We start from the raw sequence: 25,475 nt of genomic DNA on the forward strand, positions 1-25,475 counted from the left end.
TACTTTTTGTATTTATTATCCATTTGAAACCAATTTTACTCACAGTGTTTCTTCATTCTCTCCAACGTTTCCAATATAAAAAAAATTAAGCAGTCTTTTGATATAGAAACTCACTCAACTCCCTTACTTTTGTAACACCAATTTTTAAAGTTTTCTTCCAAACAATCCACCTTAACTATCGAGTTTATTGTCCTGCTATAATTGGTAGATAGACTTCTTTTTCCCTGATTTCAAGATGATAGTTTTAGTATGTTTTTAAATTCCGAATTTTCATTCGTTTTTTTCTCTGTTCGCCTTGATTCTCGCTGTCGATTTATTTATACTTAGTGTATAGAATGGAAATAAAAAAGCTGAGTAAGTCCTGATTCAGAACATCACTCAACTTTATGACAATTTAATCCTTGGCACCTTTTTGTTTGGCTGGCACCGAACGAAAATGGTCTTGAAAACAGCAGGAACTGTCCGCGCAAGTATGCCAATAGTAAATGAATCACTAGCTTTTTTGTCATGTCTCTTTTTGAGCGACAACTTGAAAAGAATGCTAGGTTTCTTTAAGGTACTATTGACTTATTCAGGTATTGGACATTGCGCCAATGCCTTTTTTGTTTCTATTCTATGGTTGATTTTTTCTAAAGTTACAATGCATGGAGTTAAAAATAGAAAAATAAAAAACGGCACCTTACAACCTGACTGGCATCACGTTGCAAGGCCCCGAATAAGCAGCAGGAACTGCATAATCGAGTTGCCGATAGCGCGTACCGAAGTACTCGCATGTTTTATTGTACTTAATTTTGATTGATTTGACTAGGGGTATTAGTGGATTCTTTCATTTTCTGACGATTTCATGCGTTCTTTGACGAACTATTGCACACGATGAGGCACAGGTAGGTCTGATCGTTTTTTATTTTCCTGTTGGTTTTACAAAAAAAGGAATGGATGTGTAATGATGAGTAAAGAACAGAATTTAAAGGCGGTACCTTATCAGGGTATTTTGGATGTGCAGAGTGAGTTGATCAAGCCTCGGTCTTGGCAGAAGTCATTGGTCTATTTGGATGAGTTTTTTGATGGAAAAGTTACGAGGAATAAGAAGGATATGCGGATGCGGTACTATTCTTGTCAGCAGTTGTATCAGGTGTTTTCTGGGGATTTTGAGGAGGTTTTGAAGGAGAGTGAGGAAGTTGTAGCGAGGATGATGCAGAGAGGGAAAATTTAACAATAATCATAAGAGGAGCTGAAAACAAATTCTCAGCTCTTTCTCTCTAAAACATTTATACTCAGCAAGCAAAAATCTCCGCTAGTTGGCGGCGCACTTTTGCACTCTAATCATCTTATCTATAAAACTATGAATATTTAGCACTATTTATGTAAAAACCAAAAATCTTGTTAATATAAGATTTCTGGTTTTTCTATTTAAATTCTGTTCTATTTTTAGTAGCAAACTGTTATTAAAAGTTACTTAACATCAATTATTTCCACTCGCTCTGCTAAAACCCATCCATTCATTCCATACGAAGAATATAAAACTTGGTAGGTCAAGTTCTCTTTTCTTATTTCTTCTTCCAGCTCTTCCAGTGAATTATACCGCATTGGCCATACATTTTTTTTACCTTGAATCAATAGCTCTTTATTTTCAGTAAAAAATTTATCTAAAACTCTTTCTTCTAAATCTAAAATAATACTGTAAGGCATTTCATCATAAAATTTGTAACATAAAAAGTTATGGAATACAATTTGTTTTTCTTTGTCGTCGTCAGAAATATTAATAACTATATCCTTATTTTCAAAATTTACAAAATAGCTTTTTATTTCATAGTCGTGTACCATATTCATTTTTACCATTCTCCTTTTTGTCTAGGTGGTCTTTTATTCCAATCCCACTGATGCCTATGTGGAAATTCATGTGTTCCGTCATCAGGGTGATTGTAGTCTATATCTTCAATTGGCAGACCATCTGGTCCATAGTATCTCCTTTGTTTAACTGAACCATCATCATTTAATAAGTCAGCAGATGAGTTTGGCTCACCTTCTTTATCCAGATTTCTTTTCTCTGAATCAAAGACTTTATATTTCTTAGCAGGTTTCCCTTTTTCACGACTCTTATCTAATTCCAATGTTTCGTCTACTGCATTGATAGTAGGTGCATTATTTATTTGATCTAAAATAGATTGTCCTACTTTTATTACTCCAGTACCTTTTTTAATAGCCTCTGCTATTTTTCCAACTTTTCCTAGATTCCCTAATATACCAACAAATCCAGGAGCAAGAGGCATTTCGTTTCTCATTACTTTCAGTTCTTCAACTTTGTACTGGTCTTCATTTAAGGAATCCTTACATATATCCAATTGCGCATATAGTTCTGGATATTTATCTGGCGAAACAATTTTACCATTTTTCATTAGATACCAATGACCTAATTCGTTTTTAACGATTTCATACCCATCTAATTTACCGATTGCTTGTTTTACTTGTGCATCTTTCACTTGTTGTTTCATTTTTTTACGTTGCTTCCAACGTGTATGGATTGGTTTTGCCCATGTCATGTCTAAACTCTTCATATCAAAAGTACCTGTTGCTGGATTCCATGCTTTAGAATTTGCTACTTGTGCTAAACCTGTATTAAATTCTTGTTGACTCGCTTCATAATCTGAAAAGAAACCTGCTGATTGACCATCATATGCATGAAACTTTTCTAATTTTTCCCGACGTTTATCAATACTTTCACAGGCATTGATATATCTACGCTCTAAATCTGGTCGCGGGGTTTTAGCGGTACTCATTTGGTGGTCTAAACGCTGTTTCAACTGCTCAAATTGATTGATTTCTTCCAAAATCAGGTCCTCATCCGTATCAATCCCACTAACAGTTCCTTGATATTCACTAAGAAACTTTTTATGCGCACTTTCCAACGCTTCACCTGTCATTATAGCAGATTGACATAACGGTGTATAAGCAACCATAAAATAACTTTTCGCTGAATCGTAGGCCTTACTAGAAAGTGGTGCAGATAAAAACAGTTGAATGCTTGCTTGTAATGATGTAATAGCCTGATTTGCTTGATTGGTCAATTGAGAGGCTTGTGATGATCGTGCTTGTGCTTCACTCACGTAAAATTTAAGCCCCATTTTCTTTTGCCTCCGACTTCTTCCAAAAAGCTTGTTGATCTGCCTTTAGATTTTCTTCTTGATCAAACAATGTACGTTCATCTTTCTTTAGCTGAAGAAGTTGTTTATCAAATTCTCGTTGAGCTTTTTTAGCGAGATGAAGACTTTCCTCTCCTCTTTCTTCAAAGAAAGCTCGCTCCTCTGCTTCACAATTTCCTAAGACAAAATCATAAGCAGCCTGTTCTTGTTGTTGTAGCTGAAAAAATTCTTCCTGTTGCTCTTCTATGTAGCGTTGCTCTTTTCTAATCGCTAACTGATCCTCTTGAAGTTGTTCTAAACAAATTCTGAACTTATAATTTTTTTGATCAAATACTTGTTGTCTCTGGACTTCACTCATGACAAACCTCCTGGAAAATTAAATTTTGTCAATTGAGCAATAGTTTGATCGATTCGTTCAAACTCTTCGCAACGGAATGAATATTATCGCCCGCAGAAACAACACTAGTAGATAATGCTGCTAATCCTTGTTGATAGTTATTAATTGATTGTACAGCTGGTGCATTGCCTGAAACATTGGTGCTAGAAGCTGATACAGAAACACTTATACTATTTAAAGCACTGTCAGACTGACTAAAAGAAGCCGAAATACCACCAGCAATACTTGAATTACTATTAACAGTCATTTTGTTCCTTCTTAATTATCATATTGTATAATTTAGTTTATCATATAATAGACAAACTATAAATATGGAAAATGGATTAAAAAGGAACTATAAATGAATACTTATATATATCCATAAAGAAATTATAAATAATCATACACATAAATTATTAAATGAGTTAAAATAAAGACCTTTTAATGATTCACCTAAATTAAAAAGGCTAGGAATATTGATTTAACAGTGTTCCTAGCGCATATTAGAGAGTTAGCAATATAGATTTCATTAGAAAGAATTGGGAAAAGTTAGTAAATATGCGAATCAACAATGAGTAAATCGTTACTCTTAATCACTAATAACTAGACAAAGAAAATTCAATCGTAGTTAACTACGGAGTTAAATCAAATAGCATGGGCATGCAAATACTTAGTATAATTTACTTACCATTGAACACTTTGCTCAGAAAAATTTCATCTACATTTTGATCTATTTTTAAATCCTTAAACATTGATGAATATATATTTACCATTCGTTCATTTGCTTGTAAACTGTCAACTGTTCCACTCTCTAAATAAGCATAGAATTTCTTCACAGCATCCATAACTTCTTTTGAATCGTAAAAAGTTGCTGTAATACCATTCATCGCAGCCGAGTATTCATCACTTTTAACATCATACCTATAACTAATCATTTGAACTAGAGTGCTATACTTTTTACTCCATAAATCATGTTCTCTTCGCGATTCTTCCATCTGCCTCTGAAATTCCTTATTCTGTTTATCAAGCTTCGACGAATATGCCAAAGAGATAAAAACGCCTATCAAACCTAAAGCACCACCAATAATTCCATCAATTGTTATGTTCATAAAAATAATTCCTTTCATATAGTCTATTCTAGTTATACGTAGATAGAGGCCACATAATTTCCCCACTATAATCTAACTCTTCTTCTATTTCCTCATCAATATTGTACTGAAGGAGGTTACATTCTTCTATTAGCCTATTTATCATCAAATTTCGTAGTAATAAAATGGGTTTTGTTTGAGTCTCTGGATTTTTTAGCTGATTTGTTATTTCTTCACTGGTAAAAGAAATACTATTCATAAATAAAGTCTTCGCTTTCAAATTCTTTGAAAGCAAATACTTTCCTTTATTGTATTTATACCAAAAGTATAAAAAGTCCTTTATTTCCTGATGTATCATTTTTATTTTTTCACTGTCAAAGTAATCGGTATTATTTATTTTCTCACCTATATTCTTGATAAAACTATCTGCTACTTTTTTAGGTATTACCAGGCTAGGCTCTCTAGCACAAATATAATAATTTTGAATAAAATCTAAAGGATATTCTTCATCCGCTAATTCAAGAACCTTTTCTCCTAATCTGACATACTCATCGTACGTATCCTGTAATTCAAAACTATCTTCTAAGAGATAATCTAGCGTAACCTCAAAGACTGATCTTAATTTCTTACAGTTTTCTAAGGTAGGCATAGCAGCATCATTTTCCCATTTTGCTATTGTCTTTATTGAAACCCCAACTTTTTCAGCCAATTGTTCTTGTGTCATTTGCTTCTTTTTTCTTTCTTCTTTTATTTTTAAATATACTCCCATTTATCAAACCCTCCAGTCTCAAATAATTCTAAATAACCAGAAATATCATCTACAACCGCTTCTAATTCCTCTAGTAAATCTAAATAGTCTACAGGGTCTCTTTTTTCTCTAATTCCTAAATATCCTGCACTATCATCATATATTCGGTTATATAATCTGTCATCAGTATAGTCCAGTTCCTTTATATTAACCATCCAATCTCTACACACCTCGTATGCAGCTTTGCAAGCAAAATAATCAGCTTGCTCACGTTTTAAATAATCTTCATAACAACGCATAATCAAATCATATTTTGGTGTCACAATCCAATCTCTACTATCAACAACTTCATACCTCATAGTAAATTCTGTAATGTTTTCTACCAAGCAATATTCGCTTATTTCTTTCCCAAATTTGTAGTATTTTTCTTTATTGTCAATAACTGGCTCTACATCCTCAGAAACTAAATCTTCCATTGTGATATCATATAATACACTTAAGAATGCTAACCCTCTTGGATCAATGGTTGAAATTCCTGATTCCCAACGTCGAATAGTATCTACCTGAAAAGTAAGACCTGTTCCTTGCTCTATAATTTGTACTAATCTTTTTTTAGAAATGCCTCTATTTTTCCTCTCAATCTCTAGTTGCTTATTAAGAAGCATATGATTTCCCCCTTTTTATTCTGTACATATATCTTACCAAGATAAATAAAGCTTATGAAGTAACTAAATCAGCTAAAAATACTTTAATTAGTTCCTTTTCACTATTTATATGTGTTATCGAAGCATAATTAAATGAAAACAGGAAAGTTTTATAACTCTCCTGTTTTCATTTAACTATTTTTATGATAAAGCAACCACCTAATTTCTTTCAAAGTACATCCTCTTACTTGCTATTTATCTGTCAAATAAGTACTTAACTTATTAGTTTCAAATAAAGATTTCATCGAATATAATTTTGTTATGGAGAAAAATTTGTGTAGATATTAAAGTTTTCTTATTCTTTTCTCCAACGATAATGAGTATAGGCTCAGGACAATTTATTTTTTTTTGCTTTTGAATTTCTAACATTTGCTTCTTATCTTGCATACTCATATATGGTAATGAACTAGGATGAGTGTGCCACTCTCCTAAATAATACTTCTTTTCCTGCCACATTTTTTTTGAATATTGTTTAAATCCTTTTTTTCCTCTGATAAAACTTCGATAAAATTTTTTAGAATCTGCAATATCGTAGTATATATCTGTAAGGTAGGCTAAAGTCAAATCTTCTGAATAATATCCAAAAAGAATTCCCCCTGTTTCTTGAGGTAACGAGTCTTCGTAAAGTTTTTTTAACAAAAAAACTATTTTTGGTTCTATTTCAATTTTCATCTGCAAACTCTTTTCTTTTCAAGATTGAAACCGTTCCAAGCTCTCCGCGTTCAATAATAGTCAAGCTTTCTTTTAAATGTAAAATATCTGACTCAATAATTGAAACAGCAGAGCTTGCTAACAATGACAAATGATCCATCCTTGCTGGAAACAATGGATGCCAGCAACCTAAACCATCTCTTGGGTAATCTATATTTGAAAAATCTGCCCTGTCTCGCTCTAACCACTCTTGAATATTTTCTTTGAATTTTTTCAGCACAACTTTATTTCCTCGTTGTATGTTAATATACATTCTTTTAGCATGTAGGCCTAATGATGTTGAAATAACTAAACCATTTAATTTTTTACTGACGATTAAATCTAATACTTTGTCATTGCCTGTTGTTTCAATAATTACATCATATTCATCTATATTCACTTCTTGTTTTTTTAGGAACTCTTCAATTGACATACTAAATCCATTGCCTTTGTAATGAATAAAAGATTTTGTTAATCTTTTTTCTATACTAATTGCTTTATATTTTCCAATGTCCGTCGCAGCTAAAGTATGCCTTGTTAGATTACCAATCTCTAAAATATCAGAATCCACAATATCCAATTGTTCAACTCCTGACCGAACTAACGTTTCAGACAACACCGACCCAAGTGCTCCGACACCAACAAAGAGAAACTTTAATTTTTTTATGTTCTTTGATAAATTCCCCCTACTTACAAGATTATCTGGAGACCAATTTTCACTACTAATCCATTCTAAAGAAACACTTTCTCGAAGAAATATCCTTCTCATATCAGCCATTTCATAGCCTTTTATATCTTTTCTAAATCCTTTGAAAAAGTGTTCTGGAGTACTAGAATCTGACAAAATAGGGAGTTCTAATGATTGCCAGTGCATTTCACTTATTTGTCCGTTTACTCTTTCTGATATAGGAAACCCAAGCATCATGATGTGTGAATTTCGATCTCTTAAATTGTTTAAAAAAGGCATAACATCTTTAGTGAAATTTACATTGTTTTCTTCGAATATTTTTATCAATTGAGACCAATTTTCAGGAGCCTGCCATGGCTCGATATATGGCATAGATAAAAGTTTTATCCAAACTCCCTTCTCATCTCTTGATTTTTCGTTCATCACATATTTTCCCCAAGAATAAGAAGTGATTTCAGCACCTTTCTTCTTATATCCCGAAATCCCTTTATAGTAATCAGTAACATACATAAAATCTTGATATACGGTTCCAGGCTTACCTGATTTCATATTTAAGAATCCTACCCGATATTCATCATACTTATTCCATTGACTAAAGCTTGCCTCATCTTCTGAAAATAGAACTTTTTTACGAAAATTTGTGGTAGGGTAAGCAACTTTTTCAAAATAATCCCCTTCTGCTAGCAATACTCCATTAGCAGCTTGTTTAATCCATTCTAACGCTTTTTTAGTATAGTTATATAATCTAGAATTCCCTTCCTCCATTTTAACCTCTAGGCTAGGAGAAAATTGCTCTAAACAAATATTACTATCATAGTAATCATGGTCCGAAATATTTTTTAAATGTGGAGATTGATGCGGAAAGACACACCCTATACCATTTATTTTAGATGGATAAAATTGAATTTTACCGTTTGGATAGTTATCATCAATAAATACATGCCAATCACTATATTTGGGGATGTAGCTTGACTGTTGCCCCTTATTCTTTAACCTTATCTTAAGTAGCCATCTACCTTCTGCTTCAAAACTATAATCTTTTATTATCTCACAATCATCCGCCAACCACTCCAGATATCGTCTTCCTTCGAGTAATGATTCACTTGGTTCTAAATTAACCAAATCTAGCACTTCCTATATCTTCTGTTGGAGAGTTTCTAGAGGTGAACTTATTATTGCTATCAGTAGGCGGTGTTTTAGGTTCTGGAAATTCTGTTCCTAAAAGATTTCTCCAATAATTTGCACTTGTTGAAAACTCAGTTTCATCTATAGCTTTGCGAGCTGTAAATGCAGCCTCTTTAATTAAATTATAAAATTCTTCATACTCCTCTTCTGTTATTCTTCCAAAAACATCATGTTCTTCCACACCGTGATCAATTAGTACAGGTTTTGTAGGATATTTTCTCACTATTTCTTCCAATGTTACTGTAACACCTTGAGCGACTGTATCAATATTATCCGGGCAACTTTGACCAATGATATGTTCTAACGGATACCCTTTTGGATATTTTGGAATCTCATGATGTTTTTTCCACCATTTAAGAGCTTTAACAACATTTATATAGTTTCCATTGCAGGTCTTGTTTTTTTCAACTGTCCAATGTATTTGAGCTAATGGATTTGTCAAAGACCATGTATTTTCGCTAGTGTCTGGTATCAAGATAGGTGCTGCATTTTTTGTTTCAGTATCCATTTTAATGACTAATTCTCCCAAAGCTGAATCATAATATTCTTCATTACTTATCATCGTTTGTAAGCCTCTAGTCATTTTTCTACCTTCATTTTTCATCAAGTTAAGAGTTTCAGCATCTTGTACCTTCGCTGTAATCACTAGATCAAGATCTACATAAGACAACTCAATTCCAATTGATCTTTGATTGATTGTATATTTATCTGCATAATACTTTTCTAAGAATGGCTTGAATCTTTCTAAGGCTTCATCAGGTGTCACTTGGTCAGCATCAATATTAGTTACGACAATGATATCTACATCTGAGCGATTCTCACCTTTAGGCTTGACTGCTGTGTTTCGTTTATAGCTTCCCTGAAGAAAAGTAGTCTCAATAATCTCTGAAAGATCATCATCAGCTAAAAGCCTACTTCTTAAAGTATTATGTCCTCTAGCTAAATCCTTAATTTGATTTTGAGTTAGTCTTATGTTCTTTAAAAAATCTGAAAAATATGAATTAACTGTTGCCATTTTATTCCCCTCCAATTTTATAATAATATTGATTCTCTATATGTGAAGTTTTTACTGTCATACTCTAGAAGTTGAATCTCTCCAAATTGAGTTGCATGTTGACCAAAAAAAACTATAAAACTATTTGGAACTGTAAATATGAGTCTCCACTGTTTCCGCTTTACTCTCATAGGTAGTCTTTGTAGTATTTCACTTGCTTCTACAGCAAGTTTCATACAATGATTTCCATCTTTAACAAATCTTTGCTCTGGAACTTTAGGAAATATATCTATGATGTCTATTTTTTCATCTAAAAATTCAGTTTCTACATATTCTCTAACATCATTTTTTAAATTTCTGTTCATCAAATCTATATTAATTATTACAACTTTACTATTTTTATCAATGTCTGTATTAAAATGCAATTCGTTTTCAAAATGCATATTTCCCTCAGAGTATTCCCAGATCTCAGAATTAAAACCTTTCTGAATAGGATACAGATATTTTTGTGTTTTTTGATGAGCATAGTATCCTAAAGTAAATGCTATTGATTGGTGTGCTTCTAGATAAATGCTGTATTCAACAGTTGGTTCTATTTGTTCCTTTACAAATTTTTGAATTTCATTTTTAATCTGGTTATTCCAAACTTCATAGTCACAAAATCTCGTTTCTATAAAATAAGGAGATAGATCCAAGAATTTATTAACATTTTCCTTAAGTTCTTCAGCACCATCAGAAAAACTTCTAATCCCTATACTAAAAAAATTATTTTCTGTAAATCGAGTAAATATTTTTGCCCTAGAAAAATGTTCCATCATTGCCTTTTTGTCTAAAACTACTCCGTCTTTTATTTTGGCATGTAGATCATCTATCAACGAAATATATGGAGCATCCCTATAAAAATCTTCATCTATTTTTTTGAGTTTATTCTTTTTTAAATCTACATTTAAGTAATCTATTAATGCAGCTATAGCTTTTCCTTCTTGAATTTTTATTCGACTTAAAAGAGAAAATAGTTCGGTTTCATTAATTCCTAGATGATTGGCCCACTCACTTCTAATCTTTCCCATCTTAGATTTTGCTGTTTTTCCTTCTTTTAATTTTGATAGGTCAAAGCTTCCGTCATCATTACTAATTAATTGACTTAAAGCATCTGTTTGATCTAACTTCCAAGAATTGATCAATATTACTTCTGCATTATCTTTAGAGTTATCTATGGCTTCTTTTGCCTTTTCCAAAAATGATTTTTTAGTTGCATTAATAAAAGAGGGGAGGATTAAGTCAGAACACTTAATTACCTCACCACTCTTTTCATGAAATTTAACTTGATAAAATCTTTTTTTGATTGTGCCACTTGATGTATATTTTTCAGATTTGAACTCAACAACAATATCATCAAACCCTTTTGCCTCATCTAATTCAAAGCTAACAGACTTTATTTCCGAAACTTCATCAAACATTTCTAAAGCTTTCTTCCAAAAATATAAAGCTTGATACACGAAGCCATTTTTTACAGGTATAACTGAATTTGCCATCTAGCATTCACCACCATATAAACATTTTTAATATTTCGATCTAATAAATAATATATCATTATAAAATTTTCATTACTCACTCACATATCTCCGCTAACCTAAAAGCAAGAATCAATTTCACAGAATAATTAATTTCTAATAAAATATAATATTTTTCGTTCTTAAAATAACAAGATTACCGCACTACTAACTAGTCTCTCGAAAAAGAGAGTAGGATTAGACAATTTTGAATATTAAATAGGATCTACATAGCTTCTTTTAAGGGTTACAATTTTTGTGTTACTTTGCTGATACTTTGAAAAGAATCCATCATCCAAGCAAAGCAGTTCTTCAATTTCTTGATATGTTAAATATTTACCGGAAATATTCGAATATTCTTCAACAAATGATTTGGGAGTATATATTTTTTCTTCAAACAATAACTCTAACGCCTCTTCAAAAGCCTCTGGCATGGCTATCGGCATAATTTCATCCAAAGGTTCTACTTTTCTCCATCCTCTTTTACTCAAATTCTTATAAAGTCTCACAAACTCATCTTGTGTTATTATTTCTAGCTGCTTTGCCCTATAAATCATTGATGCAATAGATACTTTCCATTTCACCTTCAATTCTCTATAATGGTTTAAGTTTAAAGGATCCTTAGAGACGTCAATACTAAACGCTTTTTTAGGAAGTAGAAAGTACCCTGCTAACGAGTCCGCTTCTCTTTCTATTTTTTTATATACATCATTGTTTTCATCTTCAATATTATCAATGTCTTCATGTTGAATGAAATGCGCCAATTCGTGTATGACATCAAATTGCCTTCTGTAAAAAGACTTTTTATTACTACCTAAAACAATAACATAATAATTCTTTACTCCATTTTGAAATTCCATTGTGACTCTTTGGCTAAAAGCATCTATCTTTTCACTCGAAAACGTTAAATCTGAAATTACAAATCCTTTACTTTCCAAAAGTTCTACGGCATTTTCAATAGGAGCTTCTCCTAAATTCCATAGATTTCTCAACAAGCCAGCTTTTTCTTCCAAACTCTCTATATCACTCAAATCAGGTAACTCAAATTCTGGAAATTCTACTGTTTCCTCTAAAAAGCTCCTAAGACTAACAATATTTTCAACTCTCGACAATTGATATTGTTTATCCTTTTTTGAAGTACTTAAAAGTGATCGGAAATACGAATTTCCATATGCAAAGTTCTGTTTATTCGAAGAATAAAAAAATTCTTTTGGGAATCTCAATGCTTGCAGTAAAGAAAATAATATTTCAGGAGTTGGTGCAGAAATGTTCTGTTCATATTTTGAAATCATCTGTTTTGATACACCAATTTTCTCTTTAAGTTCCTCTAGAGTCATCCCTCTATACATTCTTGCTTCTTTCAATCTTTGACCATTAAATTGGTGTTGTACTGACACTGTCATTACCTCTATTCAGCTTTTCTTTTTCTACCTTTAAGTTTAACATGCTTGTTTTTTCTATTTTTTAATTCAGCTCTTCCGTTACCTTCTATTTCTGAATCACTAGCAGCTATAATGTAATCTGATGGAATAAATTTACTCCAATCTTCACTATATAATATTTCACACCCGTCAGATAATTCATACATAGTAATTTTGGGAGTATCTCCAATAGAGTTATCTCTTGTAATTATACAAGCTTTCTCTATATATTCACCAAACTGCTCTAATATTTTATTTGCTTTTTCTGAAGCTTCCCCATAAAGATCTGAACCAAATCGATCGATAGTATATTCAGTCGGATCAAAGAGTTGTCCATATTTATCATGCTCTTCTTCTGGTGATGGATTCTTTAACAATATTACACTTGTGAGATATGTCAATCCTCTTTCCTTATGAAACTTTCTCATTATCTGATTTTTGTTATCTTCAGACATAAATGCATACATAACCTTTTCCATCTTATCAATGAAAATAACCGAACGTTTATCAATGAATTGAAATCTTTCAGCTAATTGAGTGTCAATAATTTTTTTCAAATTATCTGCTCTCTTTAACTTACCGAAATTTAAGTTTCGGCTCTTATATTCTATATTATATTTATTAACAATCTCCTTTAACTCGTTTTCATAGCCAGGATAAATTTGTTCAACAATAGCAACCTTCAAATTCTCTTCCAATCAATAACACTCCTTCAATATAAGATATAACTACTTTAACACAAAAGGGGATTGTTTTCAAATATCGATTAAAAAAGGAGATTATTATCATTTTTGTCAACCTGCTGATTTTATCTAATAAGTAAAGTTCAGCAAAAAATCTATTTTTCTTTTTCTAAATCGAACTCAATACTTCTCTTTACCCTCTGTATCGTACTCACACTCAACCTTGTCCTTTTAGAAATCTCCTTATAACTCAATCCAGATTTCAACAATTCATAAGCATGCAACTTATCATCTGTTATTTTCGCTTTAGGACGTCCTTCTCTGAAGTTTGGATTATTTCTCTTAGCAAATGCTTTACCCTCCTGTGTACGCTCTACAATCATATCACGCTCCATTTCAGCTACTGACAAAATTGTATGCATTATCATCCGACCAATAGTTGTATTTTCAATAGTACCGAGATTAAGAACCTTAATTGTAATATTACGTTCTAACAGCGGTTCAATTACGTCCAGAGCTTCTTTAGTATTCCTTGCAAAACGATCCAATTTCGTTACTACAACTGTATCGTTATCCTCCAGAATTGATAATAACTTGGTAAATTCCGGACGATTTATTTTCGTTCCTGTAAATTTTTCTTTATACACATTTTTTTTACTCACACCAGCTTGTTTCAATTGTTCCAGCTGTTCTCCTAATGACTGAGCTGTCGTACTTACTCTCGCGTATCCATAAATCATAAAATATCCCCTCTTATTCTTAATTATTTTCTGACCTAAGTTAATGACCATCTATCAAGATTGACATATCAACAAACAAACAGTTGGTCAGAAACTATTATGTTTCTGACCAACTAAAAAATTTATAAATCATCTTCTAATGAAATGGATTTAAAAATTTCCTCCTTCATTTCTCTACCTAAAAGTTTAGGCAAATTTTCTTGATTGATTCCTAAAACATACGGTGTTTGTATCAACACATAAGACATATCGTAAGTTAAAACTTCTTGTTCCGGCCTCAAATTAAGTGAATTATAGAAAAAACTCCTTGCGGCTCTTTTTTAAGTGTCTGGTAGTAAGAAGCAATTGCAGGTGAAAGTTTTCTAAGAACGTTACTTTCATTATAACCACTAAACTTAACCGTCAACTTATCTGCAACAATTCCAACGGCTCCTTTTAAAGCACTTTGTGTACCAATAATTACCACACAACCAGAAGATCTCCCTATATTTAAAATGTTCAAAAGCAATCTTTCTGCATAATCACTTTGCTTTTTATCTAACCCATTTCGAGTATTTTCATATTCATCCGCTAATAAAACTATTTGTTTTAGTGGAGCATGTAAATGCTTCTCGTTATATTCTTTAATGTTTTCAACTTGAAGCTCATAAAACAACCTTTCACGTCTTTCAAGCTCTTTTAAGACGTATTCAAAGACCTTCAACTGAGAGTTAATTCCAGAAGCAATAAAAGCTCCTGCTTTCTCAAATTCTATAAAATCAGCAATTTTAGAACTAGACGTCAAAAACATAGTTGTATAGTCAAAACCCAAATCGTATTGCGAAATTTGAGCTAACTGAGCTAAAATATTCTTAATTTTAACACTTTTCCCTGCTCCACTCATCCCTGCTACCCAAAAGAAATTCGTTTGAAAATTCCATTTAGCAGACAGTGCTCCCATTAAACTTTCCCCAATAAAAAACTCCCCAACTGCATTATACTTATTCAGTGCATCAATACTCATTTCATAAGAAGATAGCTCTTCATTTAATAAAACTACTAAAGTAAAAATACCTCTGTCGGCATGTTCTTTAATAATCACTCGGCACCTAAATAGAGCTTCAATATCTGGCTTCAATTTTTCAATGTTTTGAACCGTCTGATTTTCTATAAGTCGGCAATTTAATTGAAGGAATTTCTCTTGCCCCGAAACATTACTCACACTAAATTTCCACATTTTTCTATTTCTATATACTTGGTCTAAGAATCGCTATGCTTTTTTCTGAGCTGATAAAGGTAAAATACTAGCTTGAATTATTTGTTCTGCTTGAAATTCGGGATTTTTTTCTGGAACAATATTCTTAATCTTTTTTAACAGTACAGGATCATTCATTACATATTCCTCCATTAGCCTTGGGTCAGCAGATAGTAGTGCTGGAATATATTGATGCAAGTATCCTTCAACACTAACATAAACATTTTTCCTAAGTGAATTATGGGCGGGTAAGAGATATAGCATTTTAAACAATTCATCTGATGAACATCCTTGTGAAATAGTTGTAGTTATCTTTTGTACATTTAGTATTTTTATCTTCAAAATACTTCGTGCTCTATCATACTCTGTATGATAGAAGTCAATTGTTACACCCAAAATCTTTTCTATCGCTTCCCAAGTTTGATCTAGTCTCAAATGAATATTTAAGCTCACATTACAGACGATGATATAAATGATGCTCATAACCAGTTCGCTAAGTACGCAAATTTTTAATTCGTAGCTAACAACGTAGTTAAATAGATTTTCAGGCAAAATAAAAAACTCCGAATGCTGTTATATCAACATTCGGAGCTTCTATAATAGGTCTACCCAACAGACCCTTCCATCTCATAACTAATCAGTCTATTAAGTTCCACCGCATACTCCATCGGCAATTCCTTCGTAAACGGCTCCACAAATCCCATAACGATCATTTCCGTCGCTTCTTGCTCTGACAAGCCACGACTCATCAAGTAATAAAGCTGTTCTTCCGAAATTTTCGAAACCTTCGCTTCATGCTCCAACGCCACTTGGCTGTTATGGATCTCATTAAACGGAATCGTATCTGATTTCGATTTATCATCCATGATGATCGTGTCACACTCAATATGTGAAATCGAACCAGCACTATCTTTGGCAAAGGTTACTTGTCCACGATAGTTCACTTCTCCGCCATCTTTAGCAATCGATTTTGAAACGATCGAGCTTGATGTGTTTGGTGCATTATGAATCATTTTTGCCCCTGTGTCTTGGATTTGGTTTTCGCCGGCGAATGCGATTGACAGCATCGTACCGCGTGCGCCTTTTCCATCTAGATAGACACTTGGGTATTTCATCGTTGCTTTTGCTCCTAGGTTTCCATCGATCCACTCAACGGTTGCTCCTTCGTAAGCTTTGGCACGTTTGGTTACTAGGTTATATACATTATCTGACCAGTTTTGGATCGTTGTGTAACGTGTATAGGCATCTTTATGGGTAAAGATCTCAACGATCGCTGCGTGTAAGCTATTGCTTGTGTACGTAGGTGCGGTACAGCCTTCTACGTAGTGAACACTTGCGCCTTCATCCACGATGATCAACGTACGTTCAAATTGTCCGGTGTTTTCCGCGTTGATCCGGAAGTAGGTTTGTAATGGAACATCTACGCGAACGCCTTTCGGTACATAGATAAAGGTTCCACCAGACCAAACAGCAGAGTTTAAGGCTGCTAATTTGTTATCTGTTGGTGGCACTAATTTTGAGAAGTATTTCTTGAATAAATCAGGGTATTCTTTCAACGCTGAATCTGTATCGGTAAAGATGATCCCTAACTTTTGGAATTCTTCTTTCATATTGTGGTAAACCACTTCTGATTCATATTGCGCTGAAGCACCAGCTAGGTAAGCACGTTCAGCTTCTGGGATCCCGATTTTTTCAAAGGTTTCTTTGATTTTATCTGGTACATCGTCCCAGTCGCGAGCAGGTTTGTCGCTAGCTCTTTGGAAATATTTGATCTTATCAAAATCGATATCTGATAAATCCGGTCCCCATTCCTGCATTTTCATTTTATTGAATTGTTCTAATGATTTCAAACGGAATTCTAGCATCCATTCTGGTTCTTCTTTTTTACGTGAAATTTCTCTAACGACTTCCTCTGTTAGTCCATCCCCTGTACTGAAGATCGGTTTCACATCATCGTGGAAACCAAATTTATATTCTTCTAACTCTGGTACGTTGCTCATTATTTCACCTTCCCTTAAATATAAGTTCGAACTCTAAATACGAATAAACGGTGGGAGCAGAAGCAACCCTTTCGGAAATAAGCTGAAATTAACAAAAATTTGAAAAGTAATTTTCGTTAATTCCTTCTTATTTCTCAGGGTTAAGCACTTCTGTCCCATCCTCTCTTGATTTGTATTTTTATTATTCACAGTGTAATTGTCCTGCAGTTCCTTGTCCGTCATTTTCCACTGCTTGTTCTAATGCTTTCCACGCTAATGTGGCGCATTTGATGCGTGCCGGGAATTTTGCTACGCCGCCAAGCATCGCTGCATCACCAAGTTTCTCTTCATCGGATACCTCATTGCCTTGCACCAATTGGGAGAAATCTTCCGCAAGCTGCTCTGCTTCAGTTAAACTTTTTCCGATGACTGCATCGGTCATCATGCTGGCACTTGCGGTACTGATCGAACAGCCGCTGCCGTTAAAGGCGATATCTTTGATGATATCATCTTGGATATCCAGCTGCAATTCGATCACATCACCGCACGTCGGATTGTTCATTTCGATTGTCTGACTTGACGCATCCAAGCTTCCATGATGATGCGGATGGCTAGAATGGTCTAAGATCACTTGACGGTATAAATTATCTAATTTAGAGAGAGCCATGTTGGAAAAACTCCTTTGTCGCTAAAATTGCTTCGATCAATCGATCCGCATCTGCTTTTGTATTATAGAGATAAAAGCTTGCTCTAGCTGTTGCTGCTACGTCTAAATATTTCAGTAATGGCTGGGCACAATGATGTCCTGCCCGAACTGCCACACCCTCCATATCTAAAGCCGTCGCTGTATCATGAGGATGCAGTCCATCTAAATTAAACGCAATCACACCCGTATGATGAGCAGGATCTTGTGGGCCATAAACTGTTAGACCATCGATCGCTAACAATTTTGGCAATACATACTCTACTAATTCTGCTTCATGTTGATGGATATTGTCTAAACCGATCTCATTGAGAAAATCGATTGCGGCACCCAAAGCGATCGCACCGCCAATATTTGGCGTTCCTGCTTCGAACTTCCATGGCAATTCTTTCCATGTACTATCATACAAATTCACAAAATCGATCATTTCTCCGCCGAATTCGATGGGCTCCATTTTCTCCAGCAATTCGCGTTTTCCATATAATACACCAATTCCAGTTGGGGCGCACATTTTATGTCCGCTAAAAGCATAAAAGTCCGCATTGATGGCTTGAACATCCACCGACATATGAGGAACAGCTTGCGCACCATCGACAACTAAGACAGCACCATGACTATGCGCCAATTCAGCTAGTTCTTTGACTGGATTGATCACACCTAAGACGTTAGAGACATGAGCGATAGAAACAATCTTGGTTTTGTCCGTGATTTGTTGTTTCGCGCTTTCCATATCTAAAAAGCCATCTGCTGTAATATCAATGTATTTCAACGTTGCCCCTTTACGTTCGGCTAATTGCTGCCACGGAATGATGTTTGAATGGTGTTCCATATAAGAGATCACGATTTCATCACCAGCTTGTACTGCTAGATCACCATAGCTTTTTGCGACCCAGTTCAAGCTAGTCGTTGTGCCTCGCGTGAATAATGCTTCAGCTGTTTCTTTGGCATTGATAAAAGCTCTAACTTTTTCACGAGCCGCTTCGTAATCTTTTGTTGCCCGTTCAGCTAAAGTATGAACACCACGATGGACATTAGCATTATCATGTTCGTAATAATAAGTCAGTCTATCTAAAACTGCTTTGGGTTTTTGAGTTGTTGCTGCATTATCCAGATAAACAAGCGGCTCGTCATTTACTTCTTGAAACAAGATGGGAAACTGTTGCCGAATCTTATCTGCGTTTATCATGCATTCAACTTCCCTTCAATAACATCTACAAATTCTTTTTGGACTTCTTTGACCGGGATCGCTGTGATCACTGAGCCTAAGAAACCACGAATGACCAATCGTTCTGCTTCTTCTTTGCGCAGACCACGACTCATCAAATAGTACATTTCTTCTGGATCGACACGACCAACACTGGCTGCATGTCCTGCAGTTACTTCATTTTCATCGATCAATAAGATTGGGTTCGCATCACCGCGCGCTTTATCAGAAAGCATCAAGACACGGCTTTCTTGTTGCGCATCTGCCCCTTTAGCCCCTTTTAAGATATGACCAATTCCGTTGAAGGTTAATGTTCCGCGTTCACGGATAACCCCGTGTTGTAAAATGTGTCCTACAGAGTGAGACGCTTTATTGGTTACACGCGTATCGATACCTTGTGTTTGTTTACCAGCACTGATTGCAACAACTTTGACTTCTGAATGAGAGCCTTCGCCAACTAAGTCAGAATCAAAATCAGCAACCACATCGCCATCATTCATAACACCGATCGCCCAGTCAACTGAGGCATCGCGCATGATATGACCACGGCGGTTCATATAAGTCGTAAGGTTTTCACCTAATTGATCGACTGCTGAATACTTCACTTTTGAGCCTGCTTTAGCGATGACTTCAACAACGATGTTTGCCGAAACTTTTGCTTTACGTTCGCCGATCGTTTGGAATCGTTCTAAATAACTGAATTCACTATGCTCATCTGCAATGATCAAAACATGTTTGAAGAAGGGCTGTTCACTATCTGAATCTTGGATAAAGATCGATTCGATCGGTTCTTCGATCACTACATTTTTAGGTACATATAAAAATACACCACTGTTCATGAACGCTGTATGGAAAGCCGTTAGCTTGTCTTCGTCCATCTCCACAGCTTTTGTCATATAGTATTCTTTGACTAGATCACCATGTTCCTGCATCGCAGTGAACAGATCAGTGAAGATCACGCCTTGGTCAGCTAATTTTGCTGAAAGTTGTTCAAATGCTGTGATCGATCCTTGCTGCACGATGACTGGATTGTCTTTCATTGCATCAAAGCTAGGGATATTCATCGCTTGTGGTGTATATTCGTCTGTATTTACATTAAACAAAGGCCAACGGTGAAATTTCACCCGTTCGATCTTTGGTAATTCTAAGTGTTCAGCTTTTTCTAAAGCCGCTGCGCGCAAGTCCGTCATCCATGAGGGTTCTTCGTTACGTGCTGAAAAAGCTTTGATGTCGTCAAGATAATTTGCTGTTGTGATATCTTTCATTTATCTTGTCCTCCTTACGCTTCTTCTTTGTATTCGATACCTAATTCTTCACTGATTCCAGCATAGCCTTCTGCTTCTAAACGTTTTGCAAGATCAGCGCCGCCTGTTTTTACGACACGGCCTTCCATCATGATATGCACAACATCAGGTGTGATGTAGTTCAATAGACGTTGGTAGTGAGTGATGATCAATGCGCCAAAGTTTTCGCCGCGCATTTCATTCACGCCTTTTGAGACAACTTTTAAAGCATCGATATCTAAACCAGAGTCGATTTCATCTAAAATAGCAAAAGTTGGTTCCAGCATCAATAATTGTAAGATTTCGTTACGTTTCTTTTCTCCGCCTGAGAAGCCTTCATTCAAATAACGTTCAGCCATTTCCTCAGGCATATTTAGTAGTTCCATTTTTTTATCTAATTTTTTGATGAACTGCATCACAGAAATTTTGTCATCTTCGTCACGTTTGGCATTGATCGCCGCACGCATGAATTCAGCATTTGTGATACCAGGAATTTCACTTGGGTATTGCATCGCTAAAAATAGACCTAAGCGGGCACGTTCATCTACTTCAAGTTCTAAGACATTTTCACCGTCAAAAAGAATTTCACCTTCTGTGACTTCGTAGTTTGGATTTCCCATGATCGCAGCAGATAACGTTGATTTACCTGTTCCGTTTGGTCCCATGATCGCGTGGATTTCTCCTGTTTTCATGGTCAGGTTCACACCTTTTAAAATCTTTTTATCTTCGATTGATACGTGTAAATTTTTAATCTCTAAAACGGACATGTATAATTCCCTCCAACTTAAAAATAATTATTTTATCGTTCTCATTCATTTTATCCTAATTGAGAATGATAAGCAATCTCTTTACTAGAATAATTCTTAATTAAGCTAGCTTTTGTTTGTGAAAAAGTGGACTTAATTAGAATCTTTCTAAATTAACTATTGTTCTTTTATTTGGATTTTACTCTGTTACTTGCTTTTATACATTCCTAATTACTTTGATTTTCCCCACATATTGTGAGATAATTTACAACGATTTCAGAATAATTTTGACTAGAGCAAAAATCATTTTGTCCAGCCAATCGAAAAGAGGGTTTTTAATGTCTAAAAAAGGCATCATTCTTGTTAATCTTGGTACACCAGATAAACCTGAAACCAAGGAAGTTCGAGCTTATCTTAAACGCTTTTTAGGAGATAAACGAGTGATCGATACTAATCGTTTGATTTGGCTTCCTGTTTTACATGGGATCATTCTACGAACCAGACCAAAAAAATCTGCTGCTTTGTACCAACAAATCTGGCAAGAAGCTGGTTCACCTTTACTTATTTATACTCAATCACAAACGAAGCAACTGCAAGCACGCTTTCCAGATCAAGTTGTGCGTTATGCCATGTCATACAGCAGCCCTTTGATTCCAGAAGTGTTACAAGAGATGCATGATTTAGGGGTAACTGATTTGACGATCATTCCATTGTATCCCCAATATTCAACAACGACTACAGCGCCAATATTCGACGAAGTAGCAAAATTTTATTTGAAAGCTGAGGCGATTCCTAGCTTACATTTTATTCAATCATTTTATGATGAGCCATTATATATCAAAGCCTTAGCGAATCAAATCAAACAAGCTTTAACAGAAAGAAAAATAGATAAAATTGTGTTCTCTTATCACGGTATTCCAGTTTCTTATGTAGAAAAAGGCGATCATTATTTAGAGCATTGTCAACAAACGACCCAAGCTGTTATGGAACAGGTCGGTGATGTTTCGCACATTAGCACCTTTCAATCGAAATTTGGACCTGCTGAATGGCTGACACCAGCTACTGATCAAACGTTAAAAGAGTTACCTAAGCAGGGAGCTAAAAATATTTTGATTCTGACACCTGGTTTTGTTTCTGACTGTTTAGAAACGATAGAAGAAATTGAAAAAGAAAATTATGGCTATTTTATGGAAAATGGCGGTGAACATTTCCACTATATTCATCCATTTAATGCTGATCCTATTTTCATTGATATTTTAGAAAAAATGATACAAAAATAATAAAAAGAGACAGAAAAAATCGATTAAAATTTTTTCTGTCTTTTTTATTATTTATCTACTGGTTTTACAGATCCATCCCATTTTTCAAGAATCCAATCTTGGATTTCTTTACTATGCAATGCATCAACTAATTTTTTGATCTTATCACTATCTTTATCTTCAGAACGAACAGCCACAATATTTACATATGGTGAGTTGTCTTTTTCAAGTAAAACTGAATCTTTCAACGGGTTCAACCCTGCGCTATAAGCAAAGTTAGCGTTGATTGCTACAAGATCTGCTTCATCGTTATTGTACGTTGTAGTTAGTACCTCTGGATTGATATTATGGATAAATTTCAAGTTTTTAGGATTTTTATCAATATCTTCAAATGTCGCTGTTTCTAAGTCAACACCATCTTTAACCGTAACTAAATCTGCATCTTGTAAAATCGTAATAATTCGACCCCAGTCAGATTCTGAATTTGACGTAATGATCGTTGCACCGTCTTTTAAGTCTTTAATATCTTTGATTCGTTTTGAGTATAGACCCATCGGCTCAATATGAATACCGCCAGCATTGGCAAAATCATATTTGTTTTCTTTGACTTGTAAATTAAAGTACGGAATATGCTGGAAGTAATTGGCATCAATATCACCTTCAGCTAAGTTTTTATTTGGTAAGATGTAGTCATCGAATTGAACGATTTCTAAATCAACACCTTCTTTTTTCAAAATTGGTTTAACTTGTTCAAGGATTTCTGCATGAGGTGAAGCTGATGCACCGACTTTTAAAACTGAAGATTCTTTTGCAGATCCTGCTGATTTACTATCAGTTGTTTTGTCCTTTGCGCCTCCACAAGCAACTAAACCAAATGTTACAACTGCCAATGCTGCTAAACCGAATAATTTCTTTTTCATCATATATTTCCTCCAATTATGTTCTATTTTGATTGTTTATCGTTTGTCAGAGCGTTTCACTAATTGATCGCCGACAAACTGAATAATAAACACAATAACCAAGATTAAAACTGTTGCAACCAACGTGACTGTATTATTGTTACGACTAAATCCTTCTTGATATGCTAAACCACCAAGACCGCCGCCACCGATGATCCCAGCCATTGCTGTAAAGCCAATCATTGTGATCGTTGTTAGCGTTACACCCGATAATAACGCTGGTGTGCTTTCAGGGATCAAGACTTTAAAGATTTTTTGAATTTTAGAAGCCCCCATTGCATCTGCTGCTTCTAGCACACCACTGTCTACTTCACGAAAAGCAATTTCGACTAAGCGGGCATAAAATGGCGCAGCTGATACGATCAATGATGGAATTGCTGCCTTTGCGCCAATTCCTGTGCCAACTAATTTTCTTGAAAAGTCCATCAACAAGATAATCAACACGATATAAGGAATCGAGCGGAAAATATTGCTAACGACTGATAAAATACTATAGCAAATTTTTGCAAAAGGTGATTTGTTACGGCTTAAACTGTATAATAACAAACCTAATAAAAAACCAATAATAATAACAAAAATCATCGCAACGACCGTCATAAATAATGTATCAATCGCCGCCTGCTGCATTGATTCTGGATTCACTCGGCTAAAGTTTAAATATTTCTCTGCAAATGTTTCATTCGCCACGGTGAATCACCTCCATCACAACTTCTTTTTCATTGAAAAATGCCAATGCCTTATCTATTTCACTCGTTGTTCCTGTAATCATGACAGTCAAGGTCCCAAAGGCTCCTTCTTTTGCTTGTTGAACTTGACCTTGAACCACATTGATATCTACAGCAAACTGACGAATTGCTTGTGAGATCACAGGCTCGTTGGCATTATCACCGCTAAATTGTAGTGTTGCGACAAGTCCTGCTGGATTTTCTTTGATCAGCTCTTGTAACAGCTCTTCTGTATCTTCTTTTGGTTCTAATTCCTGTTGAACAAAACGTTTCGTAACAGCTTGTTTAGGATGTCTAAAGACCTCTAAAACATCCCCTTCTTCAACGATTTGGCCCTGTTCCATTACCGCAACTTTGTTGCAGATTTTGCGGATCACATGCATTTCGTGGGTAATCAATACAATGGTTAAGTTCAACGTTTGATTGATTTCCAAAAGCAGATCCAATACTTCATCTGTAGTCTGTGGATCTAATGCACTTGTTGCTTCATCACAAAGTAAAATTTCAGGGTTATTAGCTAATGCTCGAGCAATCCCTACACGTTGTTTTTGTCCACCCGATAATTGACTTGGATAAGCATCTCCACGACCTTCTAATCCAACTAAGCTTAAAAGTTCTTGTGCTCGTTCTTTTCTGACTTTCTTTGGAACATTTGCTAGCTCTAAAGGTAACATAATATTCTCTAAAATCGTTCTTGACCATAATAGATTAAAGTGCTGAAAAATCATCCCAATCTTTTTACGAAATTGGCGTAATTCTCGGTTGGCCATTTGGGCAACATTTTGACCTTGAATAATGACTTCACCTTGTGTTGGTAATTCTAGACCATTTAATAAACGAACCAAGGTACTTTTACCAGCGCCTGAATAACCAACGATTCCATAAATATCTCCTTGATCGACCGTTAGTGAAACATCATTCACCGCTGTTACTTGCCCGCTTTTACCGGAAAATTGTTTTTGTACGTTTTGTAATTCGATTAGAGGCATTTCTTTCCCTCCACTTTCTTTGGTTTTGCTTCTTTTTTATTATACTACATGATTTGCTTTACGTTGTGAAATAGCTGGTAGATTATTTTTTATAATACAGTGTGATTAATCTACTGCCTGGAATGTAATTCACTAGTAAGGAAACTTCTCTCACTTCGTTCGCCAAGTACTGTTCAACATCAGTTTACTTTTTAAACTGTGTTGAACATGCAAAAAGCTTCCGCCCCATGTCATCGATCTGACAAAAGGACGAAAGCTTGCCTTTCGTGTTACCACCTTGATTTACCATTATTTCACAATAATAGCCTTATACAGTACTTGAATTCGCATACTGTTGTGCTATAACGGGCACTCCCGTAATAAGTTCACATGCGCTCACTTATT

The 25,475-nt window shown here is 34.8% G+C and carries 26 protein-coding genes and 1 other annotated feature (1 of these 27 cut by a window edge); of the genes, 2 read left to right on the plus strand and 24 right to left on the minus strand.

Features of this window, described 5'->3' with window-relative positions:
• Nucleotides 1–946 precede the first annotated feature (946 nt).
• Nucleotides 947–1,213: a hypothetical protein gene (locus A5866_RS04560; protein ID WP_086444252.1), complete on the plus strand. Its 267-nt coding sequence runs from the start codon at nucleotides 947–949 to the stop codon at nucleotides 1,211–1,213.
• Between the two features lie 239 nt (nucleotides 1,214–1,452).
• On the opposite strand, the gene A5866_RS04565 is transcribed toward A5866_RS04560, so the two are convergent.
• The 21 genes from A5866_RS04565 to sufC all read right to left on the minus strand — a co-directional run bounded on the left by A5866_RS04565 (nucleotide 1,453) and on the right by sufC (nucleotide 21,180).
• The gene (locus A5866_RS04565; protein ID WP_086444251.1) at nucleotides 1,453–1,830 is read right to left on the minus strand and encodes a hypothetical protein; all 378 of its coding nucleotides are present in this window, start codon (nucleotides 1,828–1,830) and stop codon (nucleotides 1,453–1,455) included.
• A gap of 2 nt (nucleotides 1,831–1,832) precedes the next feature.
• Nucleotides 1,833–3,122, minus strand: coding sequence for a hypothetical protein (locus A5866_RS04570; RefSeq protein ID WP_086444250.1), 1,290 nt, complete (start codon nucleotides 3,120–3,122; stop codon nucleotides 1,833–1,835).
• Nucleotides 3,112–3,498 carry a hypothetical protein gene (locus A5866_RS04575; protein ID WP_086444249.1) on the minus strand — a complete coding sequence of 129 codons (387 nt, stop codon included), beginning with the start codon at nucleotides 3,496–3,498 and terminating at the stop codon, nucleotides 3,112–3,114. The genes A5866_RS04570 and A5866_RS04575 overlap by 11 nt, the downstream gene beginning before the upstream one ends.
• A gap of 28 nt (nucleotides 3,499–3,526) precedes the next feature.
• Nucleotides 3,527–3,784 carry a TIGR04197 family type VII secretion effector gene (locus A5866_RS04580; RefSeq protein ID WP_086444248.1) on the minus strand — a complete coding sequence of 86 codons (258 nt, stop codon included), beginning with the start codon at nucleotides 3,782–3,784 and terminating at the stop codon, nucleotides 3,527–3,529.
• A 412-nt stretch (nucleotides 3,785–4,196) separates the two neighbouring features.
• Nucleotides 4,197–4,625: a hypothetical protein gene (locus A5866_RS04585; protein WP_086444247.1), complete on the minus strand. Its 429-nt coding sequence runs from the start codon at nucleotides 4,623–4,625 to the stop codon at nucleotides 4,197–4,199.
• 28 nt (nucleotides 4,626–4,653) lie between these two features.
• Nucleotides 4,654–5,373, minus strand: a complete 720-nt coding sequence (locus A5866_RS04590; RefSeq protein WP_086444246.1) for a helix-turn-helix domain-containing protein — start codon at nucleotides 5,371–5,373, stop codon at nucleotides 4,654–4,656.
• Nucleotides 5,358–6,017 (minus strand): hypothetical protein, encoded by a 660-nt coding sequence (locus tag A5866_RS04595; protein ID WP_086444245.1) that lies wholly within the window; start codon nucleotides 6,015–6,017, stop codon nucleotides 5,358–5,360. Before A5866_RS04595 ends, A5866_RS04590 begins: the two co-directional genes overlap by 16 nt.
• 267 nt (nucleotides 6,018–6,284) lie before the next feature.
• A complete protein-coding gene (locus tag A5866_RS04600) occupies nucleotides 6,285–6,728 on the minus strand; it encodes a Mov34/MPN/PAD-1 family protein (RefSeq protein WP_086444244.1) in 444 nt (147 codons plus the stop codon).
• Nucleotides 6,718–8,556 carry a ThiF family adenylyltransferase gene (locus A5866_RS04605; protein WP_086444243.1) on the minus strand — a complete coding sequence of 613 codons (1,839 nt, stop codon included), beginning with the start codon at nucleotides 8,554–8,556 and terminating at the stop codon, nucleotides 6,718–6,720. Before A5866_RS04605 ends, A5866_RS04600 begins: the two co-directional genes overlap by 11 nt.
• The gene (locus A5866_RS04610; RefSeq protein WP_086444242.1) at nucleotides 8,549–9,634 is read right to left on the minus strand and encodes an SMODS domain-containing nucleotidyltransferase; all 1,086 of its coding nucleotides are present in this window, start codon (nucleotides 9,632–9,634) and stop codon (nucleotides 8,549–8,551) included. Before A5866_RS04610 ends, A5866_RS04605 begins: the two co-directional genes overlap by 8 nt.
• A 17-nt stretch (nucleotides 9,635–9,651) precedes the next feature.
• Entirely contained in the window at nucleotides 9,652–11,148 is a 1,497-nt protein-coding gene (locus A5866_RS04615) for an SAVED domain-containing protein (protein WP_339099748.1), read from the minus strand.
• Between the two features lie 233 nt (nucleotides 11,149–11,381).
• Nucleotides 11,382–12,563, minus strand: coding sequence for a helix-turn-helix domain-containing protein (locus A5866_RS04620; protein WP_176332554.1), 1,182 nt, complete (start codon nucleotides 12,561–12,563; stop codon nucleotides 11,382–11,384).
• An 11-nt stretch (nucleotides 12,564–12,574) separates the two neighbouring features.
• Nucleotides 12,575–13,285: a DUF5986 family protein gene (locus A5866_RS04625; protein ID WP_086444238.1), complete on the minus strand. Its 711-nt coding sequence runs from the start codon at nucleotides 13,283–13,285 to the stop codon at nucleotides 12,575–12,577.
• A 140-nt stretch (nucleotides 13,286–13,425) separates the two neighbouring features.
• On the minus strand, nucleotides 13,426–14,010 hold the full coding sequence (locus tag A5866_RS04630; protein WP_086444237.1) for a recombinase family protein: 585 nt from the start codon (nucleotides 14,008–14,010) through the stop codon (nucleotides 13,426–13,428).
• 277 nt (nucleotides 14,011–14,287) lie between these two features.
• Nucleotides 14,288–15,211, minus strand: a complete 924-nt coding sequence (locus A5866_RS04635) for an FtsK/SpoIIIE domain-containing protein (RefSeq protein WP_176332553.1) — start codon at nucleotides 15,209–15,211, stop codon at nucleotides 14,288–14,290.
• Nucleotides 15,212–15,259: 48 nt separating this feature from the next.
• Nucleotides 15,260–15,796 (minus strand): hypothetical protein, encoded by a 537-nt coding sequence (locus A5866_RS04640; RefSeq protein ID WP_086444235.1) that lies wholly within the window; start codon nucleotides 15,794–15,796, stop codon nucleotides 15,260–15,262.
• A 53-nt stretch (nucleotides 15,797–15,849) separates the two neighbouring features.
• Nucleotides 15,850–17,244, minus strand: coding sequence for a Fe-S cluster assembly protein SufB (gene sufB / locus A5866_RS04645; RefSeq protein ID WP_086444234.1), 1,395 nt, complete (start codon nucleotides 17,242–17,244; stop codon nucleotides 15,850–15,852).
• A 181-nt stretch (nucleotides 17,245–17,425) separates the two neighbouring features.
• Nucleotides 17,426–17,890 carry a Fe-S cluster assembly sulfur transfer protein SufU gene (gene sufU / locus A5866_RS04650; protein ID WP_086444232.1) on the minus strand — a complete coding sequence of 155 codons (465 nt, stop codon included), beginning with the start codon at nucleotides 17,888–17,890 and terminating at the stop codon, nucleotides 17,426–17,428.
• Nucleotides 17,877–19,112: a cysteine desulfurase gene (locus tag A5866_RS04655; protein WP_086444231.1), complete on the minus strand. Its 1,236-nt coding sequence runs from the start codon at nucleotides 19,110–19,112 to the stop codon at nucleotides 17,877–17,879. Before A5866_RS04655 ends, sufU begins: the two co-directional genes overlap by 14 nt.
• A complete protein-coding gene (gene sufD, locus A5866_RS04660) occupies nucleotides 19,109–20,395 on the minus strand; it encodes a Fe-S cluster assembly protein SufD (RefSeq protein ID WP_086444230.1) in 1,287 nt (428 codons plus the stop codon). The genes A5866_RS04655 and sufD overlap by 4 nt, the downstream gene beginning before the upstream one ends.
• Before the next feature lie 14 nt (nucleotides 20,396–20,409).
• Entirely contained in the window at nucleotides 20,410–21,180 is a 771-nt protein-coding gene (sufC, locus tag A5866_RS04665) for a Fe-S cluster assembly ATPase SufC (RefSeq protein WP_086279110.1), read from the minus strand.
• Between the two features lie 317 nt (nucleotides 21,181–21,497).
• Here sufC and hemH point away from each other — a divergent pair, with 317 nt between their 5' ends.
• Nucleotides 21,498–22,439, plus strand: coding sequence for a ferrochelatase (gene hemH, locus A5866_RS04670; RefSeq protein WP_086444229.1), 942 nt, complete (start codon nucleotides 21,498–21,500; stop codon nucleotides 22,437–22,439).
• 47 nt (nucleotides 22,440–22,486) lie between these two features.
• Here the strand turns inward: hemH and A5866_RS04675 are convergent, their stop codons facing one another.
• Genes A5866_RS04675 through A5866_RS04685 form a run of 3 tightly spaced genes read right to left on the minus strand, consistent with a single transcriptional unit; the run spans nucleotide 22,487 to nucleotide 25,091 of the window.
• On the minus strand, nucleotides 22,487–23,338 hold the full coding sequence (locus A5866_RS04675; protein ID WP_086279688.1) for a MetQ/NlpA family ABC transporter substrate-binding protein: 852 nt from the start codon (nucleotides 23,336–23,338) through the stop codon (nucleotides 22,487–22,489).
• A gap of 36 nt (nucleotides 23,339–23,374) precedes the next feature.
• A complete protein-coding gene (locus A5866_RS04680; protein WP_176271467.1) occupies nucleotides 23,375–24,004 on the minus strand; it encodes a methionine ABC transporter permease in 630 nt (209 codons plus the stop codon).
• Between the two features lie 49 nt (nucleotides 24,005–24,053).
• Nucleotides 24,054–25,091 carry a methionine ABC transporter ATP-binding protein gene (locus tag A5866_RS04685; RefSeq protein ID WP_086444228.1) on the minus strand — a complete coding sequence of 346 codons (1,038 nt, stop codon included), beginning with the start codon at nucleotides 25,089–25,091 and terminating at the stop codon, nucleotides 24,054–24,056.
• Between the two features lie 242 nt (nucleotides 25,092–25,333).
• Nucleotides 25,334–25,475 (minus strand) — a binding site (T-box leader); it runs 103 nt beyond the window's last position.

Origin of the sequence: Enterococcus sp. 12C11_DIV0727, from assembly GCF_002148425.2 — a bacterium.
GTDB lineage: Bacteria > Bacillota > Bacilli > Lactobacillales > Enterococcaceae > Enterococcus_L > Enterococcus_L lemimoniae.